Origin of the sequence: Asaia spathodeae NBRC 105894 (genome assembly GCF_025994195.1) — a bacterium.
In the GTDB taxonomy this organism is placed as follows: Bacteria; Pseudomonadota; Alphaproteobacteria; order Acetobacterales; family Acetobacteraceae; genus Asaia; species Asaia siamensis.
On record NZ_BAPY01000050.1, the window covers coordinates 1 to 12,274 of the forward strand.

Annotated in this window: 14 protein-coding genes; 3 read left to right on the top strand and 11 right to left on the bottom strand. The window is 54.5% G+C overall.

Features of this window, described 5'->3' with window-relative positions:
- Positions 1-34: 34 nt before the first annotated feature.
- From AA105894_RS12945 to AA105894_RS12985, 9 genes are all read right to left on the bottom strand, one after another.
- Positions 35-1,156 (bottom strand): Fic family protein, encoded by a 1,122-nt coding sequence (locus AA105894_RS12945; RefSeq protein ID WP_267312119.1) that lies wholly within the window; start codon positions 1,154-1,156, stop codon positions 35-37.
- Positions 1,153-1,443, bottom strand: a complete 291-nt coding sequence (locus tag AA105894_RS12950; RefSeq protein ID WP_267312120.1) for a type II toxin-antitoxin system RelE family toxin — start codon at positions 1,441-1,443, stop codon at positions 1,153-1,155. Before AA105894_RS12950 ends, AA105894_RS12945 begins: the two co-directional genes overlap by 4 nt.
- A complete protein-coding gene (locus tag AA105894_RS12955) occupies positions 1,440-1,682 on the bottom strand; it encodes a type II toxin-antitoxin system RelB/DinJ family antitoxin (RefSeq protein WP_267312121.1) in 243 nt (80 codons plus the stop codon). Before AA105894_RS12955 ends, AA105894_RS12950 begins: the two co-directional genes overlap by 4 nt.
- A 233-nt stretch (positions 1,683-1,915) precedes the next feature.
- A complete protein-coding gene (locus tag AA105894_RS12960) occupies positions 1,916-2,527 on the bottom strand; it encodes a hypothetical protein (protein ID WP_267312122.1) in 612 nt (203 codons plus the stop codon).
- 420 nt (positions 2,528-2,947) lie between these two features.
- Positions 2,948-3,328 (bottom strand): hypothetical protein, encoded by a 381-nt coding sequence (locus AA105894_RS12965; RefSeq protein WP_267312123.1) that lies wholly within the window; start codon positions 3,326-3,328, stop codon positions 2,948-2,950.
- A 308-nt stretch (positions 3,329-3,636) separates the two neighbouring features.
- Positions 3,637-3,849: a hypothetical protein gene (locus AA105894_RS12970; protein ID WP_267312124.1), complete on the bottom strand. Its 213-nt coding sequence runs from the start codon at positions 3,847-3,849 to the stop codon at positions 3,637-3,639.
- 387 nt (positions 3,850-4,236) lie between these two features.
- Complete coding sequence (locus AA105894_RS12975) at positions 4,237-4,599, bottom strand: hypothetical protein (protein ID WP_267312125.1); 363 nt, start codon at positions 4,597-4,599, stop codon at positions 4,237-4,239.
- A complete protein-coding gene (locus AA105894_RS12980) occupies positions 4,584-4,937 on the bottom strand; it encodes a hypothetical protein (protein WP_267312126.1) in 354 nt (117 codons plus the stop codon). The genes AA105894_RS12975 and AA105894_RS12980 overlap by 16 nt, the downstream gene beginning before the upstream one ends.
- Positions 4,938-5,403: 466 nt before the next feature.
- Entirely contained in the window at positions 5,404-6,183 is a 780-nt protein-coding gene (locus AA105894_RS12985; RefSeq protein ID WP_267312127.1) for a hypothetical protein, read from the bottom strand.
- A gap of 984 nt (positions 6,184-7,167) precedes the next feature.
- Between AA105894_RS12985 and AA105894_RS12990 the strand changes: the two genes are divergently transcribed.
- The 3 genes from AA105894_RS12990 (at position 7,168) to AA105894_RS13000 (ending at position 10,850) form a co-directional block, all read left to right on the top strand.
- Positions 7,168-7,617 carry a hypothetical protein gene (locus AA105894_RS12990; RefSeq protein WP_267312128.1) on the top strand — a complete coding sequence of 150 codons (450 nt, stop codon included), beginning with the start codon at positions 7,168-7,170 and terminating at the stop codon, positions 7,615-7,617.
- Positions 7,618-7,813: 196 nt separating this feature from the next.
- Positions 7,814-8,473: a DUF1439 domain-containing protein gene (locus AA105894_RS12995; protein WP_267312129.1), complete on the top strand. Its 660-nt coding sequence runs from the start codon at positions 7,814-7,816 to the stop codon at positions 8,471-8,473.
- 934 nt (positions 8,474-9,407) lie between these two features.
- A complete protein-coding gene (locus tag AA105894_RS13000) occupies positions 9,408-10,850 on the top strand; it encodes a tyrosine-type recombinase/integrase (protein ID WP_267312130.1) in 1,443 nt (480 codons plus the stop codon).
- A gap of 30 nt (positions 10,851-10,880) precedes the next feature.
- On the opposite strand, the gene AA105894_RS13005 is transcribed toward AA105894_RS13000, so the two are convergent.
- The gene (locus AA105894_RS13005; protein WP_267312131.1) at positions 10,881-11,234 is read right to left on the bottom strand and encodes a hypothetical protein; all 354 of its coding nucleotides are present in this window, start codon (positions 11,232-11,234) and stop codon (positions 10,881-10,883) included.
- On the bottom strand, positions 11,234-11,899 hold the full coding sequence (locus AA105894_RS13010; protein ID WP_267312132.1) for a ParA family protein: 666 nt from the start codon (positions 11,897-11,899) through the stop codon (positions 11,234-11,236). Before AA105894_RS13010 ends, AA105894_RS13005 begins: the two co-directional genes overlap by 1 nt.
- Between the last annotated feature and the right edge of the window lie 375 nt (positions 11,900-12,274).

The window sequence follows — 12,274 nt, forward strand, 5'->3', positions numbered from 1 at the left end:
TTGATCTTTCCTTTTTGTTGACTGTATGGAAAATCTAATAATTTATATATTTCATTTGTATATCGATATTAATCTTTCTTATTTTCTCAATCGCCTTGTCGGTCGCAGCAATCGCCTCTTCGAGCGCATCGTAATCGACGTCGAGAGAGGCTTGAGGAGAAAAAGGGGCTAACGGTCTGTTCTTTTCGTCAAGATTACAGATCGTCTCTTCTACCTCCCGACGTGGTCGCCCGCGGCGACGTCCCGGAATAGGTCGGCGTGGTGCGCTGACGATGTCGCGTAATGGCTCGAACCCTTTAAGAGCAAAAAGCCGCCGTGCAGAGCGATGAGTTACTTCGACAACGATTTCGTCAGCCAGAAACCGCTCCAGCATGACGTAAGACGCCTTGATCGAGATGTGGAGCATCTGGGCAAGACGTGTTGCAGAAACCAGGGGGAAAGCGGCTATCAGGTCGATAGCCGTGTTGGCACGGGAGGTTGATCGCTGTGCGCCGCTACGCCCACGTGCATGACGCCATTGTCGCTCGATATCATCGACACGTGTCTCCATTGCCTCGGCTTCCTCCGCAAGACAATCGAGAAACCGCGGTATCCATAATGCGCGCTCCCAGGACGTGCCGGTCGTAAAAGCCCGGGCGCCGGTAAGTGGAAGACCGACCCGTATGAGTCGTGCCTCCTGCCAGAAGAGGACAAGGGCACCACGCATGGGAGCGCGCGCATTTCCGGCATCGATCCATGCATGAAACGCCTTGGCAGCCCCGAGAAGTGGGCCAACAGTGATCGACTTGTCTCTTATTTGCATGACAGCTGCACTGATTTGCACGGTCTGGTTCTGTGTCGGCCGACAGAGCCACTGATACTGCTCGAGGGCTATTCTTGCGTTATCGATACGGGCTCCGCGCTCAAGAGCATCCTCAGCTTCGAACCTGGGACGCAATCCCTCCAGTTCTGCAGCCAGATGCCATGGATCAATGAGACAGCCGTCAGCTGCGGCACAGAGGCGTGCCGCCTCGATCCGCTCACGGAACAGGATGGCTGGGAGCAAAGGATGATTATGGAGACGCTGATCCAGTCGCCCGATTGCGACAGCGGTTCGGCTGAGCGCGGCGTAAAGCCTGTCGCTAGGAAAGGGGGACGGGTTCTGACGACCGCTCAAGCGCGCCTCGCAGCGTCCCGATAGATTGCCTCCCCGGTGCGTCGATCTATAGCGATGACAAGGATAAGGATCTTGCCGTCATCGACCCTGTAGACGAGCCGATATCCTGCATCGCGTAGCTTGATCTTATAGCAGTCTCGAAGGTCAGCTGTGAGACGGGCTGAGAGGACGTGCGGATGTTCAAGGCGTCGTGCCAGAACCTTCTTGAACTGGGTCTTGATACTGCCATCCAGAGCGTCCCACTCGCGTTTGGCGCGTGGATCGAAATGGAGCGCGTAGCGTGTCACAGGTCATCCAGACTAACAGCAATCGAACCCTGGGGTGAGGCAAGGCGCTCACGAACGAGAGTCAGAAGATCGCGATCGTCATTCGACAGGATGACGCGCTGGACCGGGAGTTTTCCGGTTTCGACGACGTATTCGAAGGTCTGGCGGATCAGATCCGAGGGTGTGATCCCCAGCTCTGAGAGGCGCTGATAAGCAGCGTGTTTCAGGGTGTCGTCGATGCGCAAATTGATGGACGCCATGGCTTCTTACTCCCTCCGAATAAGGCGCGTTATACGTCTTTACATTCGTAAAGGCAAGAGAGGGAACTTACTCTTAAATGGCATAAGGCTCAAATTGCGCTTTTTTGCAATTTGACCCCCCTCACCCAACCTACTTCCGATAATTCTTATTATCGGAAGTAGGTAAGCGGACGAAAAGTGGCAGGGGATTGGCTGGAACCAGCGGTTCCAGCCTTTGATATCAGCGGATATCGTTAGACGCGGTACTTCGCCATGCGAATGCCATCAGACGTTCGAGCGTAATGGATCCAACCAAAAATGCCGTTATCCGTCATCGGATTGGCCTCGTCCGCCATCAAGCGCAATGCCCGGAGCTTGTGCGACGTACTACCGGCGTGATCGTACACATATGCAAGTACTTTTGATCTGGCCTGTGTGAGCGCGGCTGGATCATGGAGAGATGCCGCGGCCTCATATTGGCTCGCAAGGTGCTGCATATTTACGACGCTGTTGTACGTACCCATTATCGTCGTTGCGATCAACGAACAAGAAGCGGCCGCCCCCAAGCCGTAAGTTAGGCTTCTCCAAGGATGTCGAATGCGTGCTGTGCGAAAAACGAGAAGCATGGAACCTGCGATGATCAGACTTAACCCGATATGAGTACCTTCATAAGTGACTAACACCCATGCCATGTTTGAATATAGGGGACTATCTGGATCCTGGACGCGCAAAAACACTAACTGAGCCAGAATTGTCGCCATTCCAGTGCTAAGAAGACAATATGCGGTAATCACCCAACGGTCGGCGAACCCGATCACGCGTGGTGCGGCGTTGTGAAGCCCTTGTCGACTATATTCTTCGAGCATGAGATACTCCCTCGTTGCTGCCACGTTTTGTCCCCGCGTAAGAGCCTGTTTGAAAACTGCGTCTGAGCCCGACAAATGGTCGGGTGGCCCATTTAACTTTTGCGCAAATGCCCTGATTTCCGCTGTTTCGTGACCGTCAATTGCTCGGTGCAGCTACCAGGGGCCATCATCAGGGGCCATCATCAGGGGACTTTCCAAACAGGGTCTAAGCGGCTCTGAGAAGTATATTACTATGCGTTGTGAGTGCGCCGCATTGTTTACCATCATTATCAAGAGTAGTTGCGATGGGTGCGAAACCGCAGCGGATCGGGTAGAAAGCGCGCCTCAGAGGCTCGCCGCATTTGCCAGTGTGCTCCAAGCTGGACGCCAGCTTCCGCCTCCGCGGTGGACGCTGCGGTCGGTCTCGAAAAGGTGACCAGCCTATGTGTTCTCGTCTTTGCGGTCACTCGCAAAATCTTCGGCTACTCGGGTGTACGCAAGTTGGAATGCCGCACGGGCCTGGTCGGATAAGATATTGACGTTATCCGCGTCTTCCTGCCGTACAAAGAACCAAAATTGACGATCGATACCATGCGCATATTCATCGAGGTAAGAAAAATTACCTCTGTAAGCAATCAGATATTGTTCTGCCTTATACATGCCAGGTTGCAGTTGCTTCTCCCTGTTAATAATGATTTGCGTGAGTCTGCCAGCGAACGAGACTTCAAATGAGTGTTGTTCGATCATTTTTCTCTTGTCCCCTTCACTTCCGGTTGTTCGGCTATCTGACGTCGAAGTCGTCTCTTTTCTGCTCAAGGACATGAATCCGCTCCTCCAACTCCCGCAGGCGCCTATCTCGCTCTGCCCCGAGTTTCTCTAGACTTGTGAGTCGCTCCGACGCATCCGAGAATGTTTCATCGATCCGACGTAATATTTCCCCAGTTAGTGTTAGACCACGGCTTGCTGCCTGGGCTTCCAGTCTTTGTCGTAAGGGGGTGGTCAGGCGTAGCTTAAATAAGGAGCTGGGGACGTTACCAACCGCCGTCTGCTGGATATCAGGCAGTTCAACTGTTCCGCCTCGCTCGACTTGTGGTTCATGTATGGATGCAGTCGTCTGGTTGTCGTTCACGTCATGCTCCCCCTTTCAAAATCTTTTTTGCGAGATGGGCCGAATGCCCGATTCCCGCTGCTAAAATCGAACACGCCATGTAGTCGAGAAAATTCAGATCGGACCAGAGCGTGAGGAAAAGTAAAATAACGCCTCCGGCAAGAGTGCTGAGGAGGGTCAGGGCAAGCTCAGTGTAAAGTCTCTCAGGCTTGGTCGTATAATTGACATCTGTCATCGTGTTTCGCTGGTCTGATTATAAATTTGGATCCCAGTAGGGCAGCGTGCCACCTGCGTCTTTTACGACTTTTCCAGAAACGTATCCTTCGTCGCCGCGGATCCCAGAAGATGACGCTGTCTCTTCGTGCAGACTCTCAAAGACATAATCTTTCGTATTAGGATCTAGCCTCATTATCCCCCACGGTTCTTCTCCGAGAGGGCCGTGTCTCCTAATCTTGAGGTCTTCGGAATTATTGATGCGTACCGTGCCAACGTCATACCCATGTCGGTCTCGCGGCAGCTTTCCGGCTCGTCGGAGGATGTCTGGCTCAACGTTATCCATGATTTTTCCCTTTCCGACTGGCTAGCGGCCGTCTTATCGTCGTTTCGTCGTCAGTCATTTGCTTTACCCTTTTCCTGAGAAACCTGCGTAGTCAGCCCCGTCAGCAATATCCTGACACAGTCCCTGCACTGCGATCAGCGCGTCGGCCGCATCACGAGGTCCATTGAGCCAGCCGGCCTGTAAATTGAGAGAAATCATGGACCAGACCTGATATGCAGCGTCTATCTCGAGATTGACACCGACCAATTCCAGCCCCTCCTTCACCATAGCGGCCGTGATAAGTTCATCTTCAGAAGCGGCCGCAAGTTCTCTCGATTCTGCTGCATCTGCGCCCGCCTCGGCGACAAGGGCTTGAAGCGCGGGGCGAAGGGATGCCGGAAAGCTAGACTCGGTCGTATGGTTGTCCGTTTTCATGGCGTCCAGCATCCTATGCCGCCCCATTGCCCATTCAAAAAGTCGGCGCTGATCTTGTAGTGTTCCTTCATCGTATAGTGCCCAGCCGTCATTATCCGATGCCCCTCAATTTCATCTTTTCCAAGGGAATTGAGCGCTGCCCCCAAATTGCTGATGCGACGATAATCTATATCTTTGCGCTTTGGATAACCGTGCATTTCCACTACCAGGAGCGCAGTCAGTTCGGAAAAAGCTGGGGCGACACGTTCGGAGGCTCTGTGTTTCCTAAGAATGGTAGCTGACGATTCTAATGAGAGTCTCAGATAGAGTTCATCACTTATTCTTGCGCAGGTCGTTTGGTTGTTGGGCATACTCTGCTTCCCTTCTGAAAATCACTTGGCCCAGTCAGGCGATCAGCCCGGGCTGAAGCACGCTGACCTTGAACCTGACCAGCTTCTTCGGAGCGCCGTTCAACTCCAGGGTCGACGCCTTCTGAAGCGAAGCGCAAGCGTGGTAATCACCATGATGACGCACGCCGCAACCGCGGGGGCTGCTGGTAGGTACCAGCGAAGCATTGATGCCCGCGGAATCATCGGAGCCGGGTCGTCGGAAGTGTATTCCAAATGGTATCCGATACCGAGAAATGCCGCATATACGAGCAAGCCTAACGCTATCAGGCATAGAATCAGCGCGTTGTCAGCTATGTTCGGAATAACTTTGTAGATAAACACATCCCATGTGGTGCTCTTATTTCTCATTTGATCAACTGAACGACGACGACTTTCCCGGGGCTGTCCATCAAACATGAGTCATCCTCCTACACTGGTCGTTTGCTTGTCAGGCATTGTTCTTCTCCCTCCTCTGTTTGGCGATTTTCTGCGCAACAGATCTGCGGCCTAAGGTACGATAAAGCGTGGTGATCGAAAGACCGGCACGCCGCGCGATCTCGGTGTTCGGCATTTCCCCGCTCGACAAACCCCAAAGCGGGCGTGCAATCGCCACCGCTTTCGCGCGACGGTCAGCAGCTCGCGCGGCAGCAGCGGCATTTCCTTTTGTCCGCGCGTCCGCTGTCTGGTCAATTCGCCTACCTCTATCCCATGCTGTCGACGCGGCAATTAATTCGGCAATCCCGGCGCCTGGTGGAATCTCAAGCCGTTCCGAAAGCGCCCGAACCGTAGCTCCCCGATCGGCTGCGGCCTTCAATGCGCCTAACAGGTCGGGGCCTGAATTTAGGGCCAGGGCACGGATTGTGGCGACGATAATGGTTTCCCGCCCTTCCCGGCCGCTCGGGCGCAGTAGCGAAGCCCGTTCGGTCAACGCCTCTACACGTCTTCCGCGCTTGTCCCCGCGCGTCATCGCGTCCTGAAAAATTGGTCCAGAGAATCCCGCATCGGACAGGGCCGCCAGCTGCCGCTCCACCGACCACCCAGGCACCCCCTCCCGAACATACGCCCGCTTCATTAGAATTTTCATTCCTGATGTAAACTTTCGGATTGCAAATCTACAATGGGAATGAAAATATGGGCAAGAGAGATTTGTTTTCGAGAGGCGAGGCGAAACGGAGATCGCGGGAAGAGGCAGGGCATTCGGTTTTAGGAAGAAGCCGAAGGCAGCCATGATTCTCGCACCATAAAAGGTGGGGATGACCCTGAGTGGCATCGCTTCGGCGACCGCACCGTAAGCCTCTGGATTGCGCAGACCTGGGTTAGAATCTCGAATGAACGGGAGAAAGCCTCCGCAGTGCGTGCAATCGCCATCATTAAGTCAATGCCGGAAGGAATAACCATCATGTACACATACTGCTATCGGTCTGGTGAAATTGATTTTGGCACTGTGGTTCCTGAAGGGGCCTTGCCATTAGGGAAGGCTCGAAGCGCCAAGAGGTTGCGGGAGATTATTACTGTCACCGCGCGGCACGCATATGACGGCAAGACGCTACTGGTTCCAGGCCTCCCCGAGGCGAAGACTGAAGACGCAGCGGTCGCCGCATATCGCTATTTCCGCGACGTAGTTTCGATGCGTGTGGCTGGACAATCGGGTTGGCCCGCTCGCGCAGCCGTTCAGCCGACAACCTAACCCCACCTTGGTGGTAGCCGGAAGTGGCCATTCATAGGTATAGTCAATCCTCTGCACGAAGTGGCCCATGCGTTGCCTAATCCATTCCACGGGGAAATAGAAATGGTGAAAACAAACAATATTTTTGATGTCGATGGTTTCAGTGATACAAAACGTCTTTCTCAGAGAGGCATTTTAAGGTCTCTGCCCTTCGTTTTTGCCGCATGCGGATGCATGTTTTTCCACGTAAAATACCATTGGCAGTTATGCGATGAATTCACGCAAGCGGCGTTCATTCTTTTGGGGGTGATTGTAGGCCCCAAAGGTCCTTTATCATTTAGCCTCGTCGACGCAACCTATGGGCGCGTCCTGGGCACTGCCGCACGGTTTACTGCTGGTTTTTTTAATTTCGGGCTAGCCTACGCTTGCTGCTGCTACGCCAATTCGTTCGTGGTCCAGATATATCGATAACGATGCCTACGTGACGCAGATCGACAACCAATCCCCGCCGCACAGAAATTCGGCGGTCAAGGAAGGATTTACATCGTGGTTCTAGGTGTATTGGCTGGTCTCGCAATAATGTCGATTCCGGATGTTTGTGTAGGAGCAGCAGCTCTTGCTGGCGACGCTGTTGAAGCTGTTGGCAGGCGCCTCGCCGTTGGCATTTTGAGCGAGGCCTCAAATCAAGCGAGTGGGATGTTTAAGAGTTTCGCGGCCCCCGCGTGGTTCTCCGGGGCGGCATCCCAGAGACCAGATCCATCCGCTATCGGGGACAAGGCTACGGAGATTCTGCGCTCAACCTTGTCGGATCTGGATGTCACTCTGATTGACCGCGAAGAACTTGTATTACTGCGTAAAGTGGCTGTGGCGGCTGACAACAAAGATCCTGATCAGGAGCTTTGGCTTAGAAAACTAGCTGAGTTCTATCGAAAAAAAGAGCAGGCGAGTGACGATTTGAAAGGGTCCAGTTCGTCGCCTCAAGTACGTCCAGCCTGAGATCTGGCTCACTTCTTGCCTGTGTCATAACGCGCAGTGAAAACATCAATGGCGCTCGGCGATCTAACGGATTGGGAATAGGTGATGATTGGCCCGTTTCTGCCACCTAAGCAGGGCCGTTGGGTGCTTCAGATCACCGCTCCAATGATCGATTATTTAAAACACCCTCATTCCGTGAGTGTACACTGAGGAAAATATGTCGCAGTTCATCACTGTATTAACAGTCGCCACCATATTATGCTTGTGCGTCATCGTTGCAGCATTCCGATGGATGAAAACAGTCACGATAAGGATACCGGGCCGGGCGATCCAAGAGCGGATCGATAAAAAAATACCTCTCGCAGTTGAAAAGGCCGGCTGCAAGTTTCGTCTGATAAAAGCTACGACGACCCTGAATGCTGGCAACCGGATCGCGATCGAAGTATCGGGCACTCTTGCGGTGGGCCCGGTTGAAGCTCCAATCAGCGCGAGCTTATCCGCCGGTCTTCGTTATGACGAAGCGCGCTTTTTCCTGTCCGATTTTCAGGTAAGCACCTGCCAGGTCGAACCCGTTTCACTGTCCAAGATAGGGGTATCGCCGGATTCATCGTGGTCATGGGTCGGCGCGCTGCAAAGCGCAGCCAATATTCTTAATCTGGAGGAGAAAGTCGGAAAGGCAACCGAAGAACACCGGCTCGGCCTGGGCAATTATTTTTCCCAACACGGCGGACCGCTCCTCGCGAAGGCACTCGAGCATTATCCAGTGTATACAATTGAGGGGCGGCAAGGGCTACATCGCGTGGCTCGCATGACCCTGGTTTCGGTTCATACTGAGCATGAAATCCTTGCCGTGACGCTCAGACTACCGGGAGCATGAAGTAGGCGAACTTAGTGAGATGGAAGACCCGTCGCCGAAGAAAGTCCTGCCTGACAACCAATTCCCGTTACTGGACTGCTCTTCGTAAATTAAACGAAACAAAGCTTGAGGAGCTGCAGATCATGAGCTAGATTGTCCATGTATTACTCTGCTTATGGATTAACGAGATAGTTAGTAAGGGTAAGCCCTTTCCTTCATTTAGGTGCCGCGCGGTTGGCGGTCTGTACTAAGGCGCCTAAGCCAACCACAAAAGCCGCAGGTGAAAACGAAGGCTAAGACGACCTCCTCGGCGCCTCGAATGATCTCAGCACGAGTTGTATCGAAAAAACCGACCAGACTTGCTTGGGAAGTATGCTGCATGACAAGCTGAACAACGGTCGCAAGGTAATTGCTTGAATTGAAAACGAGGAACCAAGCGAAAACCGATACCGCTAAGATGCAGAATACTATCGGTAAGGCCAAGACGAAAGCCAGCGCAGGAATGACGCCAGCGATGAGAGTGCGATTTAATTCTCGTATGGAAAAGTAGGGCGGCACGCTTAGAATAATATCTCTCAGGCCAAGCGGAGCGACCCTACGCTGTACGTGTTTGGGTGTGATCCGCGCCGATCTAATGAAGGGGTTTCGTGACATCGTGAAGCTCTCGTTTGTGAGATAAAAAACATGCTGTATTGCCCTGTGTGAGGCAATAGCATCGACCTCATTTTTACTCCGGGTATATCTGTTTGTGGACAGCAGACTTTGAATTGAATCACTGTATACGCCTATCTGGGTGGATCCGAGACTAAGGCGGCTCTGGTTGCGCGCACGTGGCTGGTCATTCGGCCGTTAGCTCTCCTTTTCGAGTGGGTTAGCAGGTCTTGCTTGCTCGCAGGACGCTCCTGGCCAGTTGTGGGTCGGTATTGTAAGTAGGAATGAGGTTTAGTCGGACTGCATGTCGATGATTGATGAAGTTCGGTTGTTTGGAAGCCGATCGGCAGGCCGGCAAGTCGTCCTCGATCGCCTGGATGGCACCGCCATTGGTCTCATCGGGGATGGAGAGTTGCGCAACGCGACCATGATCTTATCCCAGGCAGTGTTTACCCCTCCCCTCTCCGTAGTTCTGGCTGGCGGCCAATTACCAAACGGCGACTTCGCCGCGGACACGATCATCGCGGAGCCGGCTGAAACGAGTGATCAGGCTCTTGTAGCGTTACGAAGGGTGGTGGGCGTTCTCCCCAAACAGCACAAGCTCACTTTGTGTCTCGAGGTGGAAAGCGGCGTGCCTCGCTTCGTAGGGGCGCTGGAGGACGCGGGCGGCGCCGGCCGAGGTAGAGCGCTCGCCGATCTACCCCCCTGCCCTATCGGCCAACCGCCTGCTGCCGTTTCGGCGTGGTTCTCCCACGTCTCCTCGATCATCCTACCCGAGCACGACGGGACTCTGCAGACAGCCCGCGATGCCGCCGAGGTGTTCAACCAGTTAGCCAAGTCAGGCAACACGTTGCGGACCTATCGCTCGGCTGTGCGTGGCTGGTGCCGCTGGGCGAGCGACCATAACCTCCCTGCCCTTCCTGCTCGCAGCGATGACGTCGCTGCGTATCTCTCTGATATGGCGCTACGTGCGCGCAAAGTATCCACGATTGATATCCATCGTGCGGCTCTGCGCTATCTGCATCACCTGGCGCAGATCGCCATTCCTACCAGCCATCCCCTGGTCTCAGGGGCTCTGGCAGGTATCCGCCGCAATGCAATCAACCCACAGCCGGAGCAGAAGACGGCTCTCACCTGGGAGTCATTGACGGAGGCAGTTGACGCGATACCCGGTCTGGATCCGACCTCTCGCAGAGACCGGGCCATTTTGCTTTTGGGTTTTGCCGGGGCGTTTCGCCGTTCCGAGCTGTCAGGGTTGCTTGTGTCCGACCTGACGTTCTCAGAGGACGGCCTGATCGTTCGTCTGCGGCATTCGAAGGGCGACAAGGCGCGGAAGGGCGAACTGATCGGCATCCCCTCCGGGATAACCCGTCACTGCCCTATCCTCGCGCTTAACGCCTGGTTCCGTGCGGCTGGTATCAAAGAGGGGCCAGTGTTTCGCAGGGTCTGGCTACCTGCCCAGGTCAAAGCCGGTATGCCCTCCCCTGCCCTGCCGAAGATCGGCGAGGACGCGCTTTCCGACCGTGCGATCGCAGACATCATTCGCAAGCGGTGCTCCGCTGCTGGATTGGAAGGTGATTTCTCAGGTCATAGCCTGCGGCGCGGTGCGATCAACACCGGCGCCCAGGATGGATACGACCTGCTCGAGCTCAAGCGTTTCTCGCGTCACAAGAGCCTCCAGGTTGTCGAGACCTATATTGACGAGGCCAGTGTAAAAGCTCGTAATCCAGGTCGAAGTCGGTTTTGAGAGTATGCGCGCGCTAGGGGTGTACGGTGATCAACGATCACGCCACGGCGTGATTTTACCGTTCTCTAAATCTGCCGCAGCTACTTTGATACCTGCCTCATGCACTAGCGTCATGATGAGTTGTTTGACACTCATTCCCTTTTCTTCTGCGGCAATGCCAAGGGCCCGTAGAGTACTCCTACGGACGCGCATATTATGATTGACTGATTTGTCCTCGGGCTCAATCTGTGCCGGCGGCAACCGTGGATTGACTGCGCGTGCTGTTTGCAGCGCTTCTGCTCCCCTGCTTGCGGACGGCTGCGGGCGCTCTTGGCTCGTCTGCGCTTCTCCAAGAGCTACTGCGGTGATTGCTTCGGCGTTATGACGGGTGCGTGGCTTCAGCATCAGCTCGGCTCCACTTGGTTTAAGCCAGGAGCATTACTGGGTATCCAGCCGATTTTGGTGAGCTCGGCGATCAGAGCCTGCACCTCGTCTGCACCGGGACCTTTTGTAGGTAATACTCCGGAGTATGAGATCTCGCCGAAAGCGGTCCTATGGGAGATGGTGGATGTTAGGGTCGGGATCCCGGCGGAGCGCAGCTCGACCTCTGCGTGCTTCGTCAGATTCGTTCTCGAAAGCCTGTTCATGATCGCCCGAACCTCGATCTGACGCCGCGCGGCCGATGCGAGACCTTTTGCTTGTTTGATCGTCTCCTCCGCTTGATTGAGATCCGCTGCTCCGGCCGTCAGTGGGACCAGGATATTGTCTGCCACAGTCATAGCCACTGCACCGGCGAGATTGCCGAACCCCGCGGTGTCGATCAGCACAAGATCATTTATCTGATCAAGATCGAGCGCTAGGTCTGCAATTCTCCGCTCCGAGATCTCGTGTACGCAGGTGAATGCAGCGCCTTCATACGTGCTCTTGTGCCAGTCGGACATCGCTTTGGTCGGATCCGCGTCGATTACGGCAATTCGCAATCCGATAGCAGCACAATGTGAAGCGATGATCTGGCACAGCGTCGTCTTGCCAGGGCCTCCCTTAAAGGAGGCGATCGTGAGTATCGGCATGTCTCATCCCTTTAATGTCTTATCAGCCTACACGTCATTACGGCGTTACGCAACTACGTAATGACACGGAGTGTCATCACGTAACTACGTAATGACAGCCTAATCAATGCCAAATGGGCGCGCCGTGCGAGTGGCTCTGTCTGGCGCAATTCGTTTAGTCTCTGCACGGGATCATGGTGCTAATCGCGTGGTGTCAGAGACAAATGCCGGGGCGCGATGCGAGACGAGTTGAAGTCAAGATCGCACGTAAAGCCGTAATGACGCCTTTACGTGGGTACCCCCACGCGCTACGCGCCCTCCCCTTTCCCTGGGGCAGGGCTAATGACACGTAAAGCCGTAATGACGCCTTTACGTGGGTACCCCCACGCGCTGCGC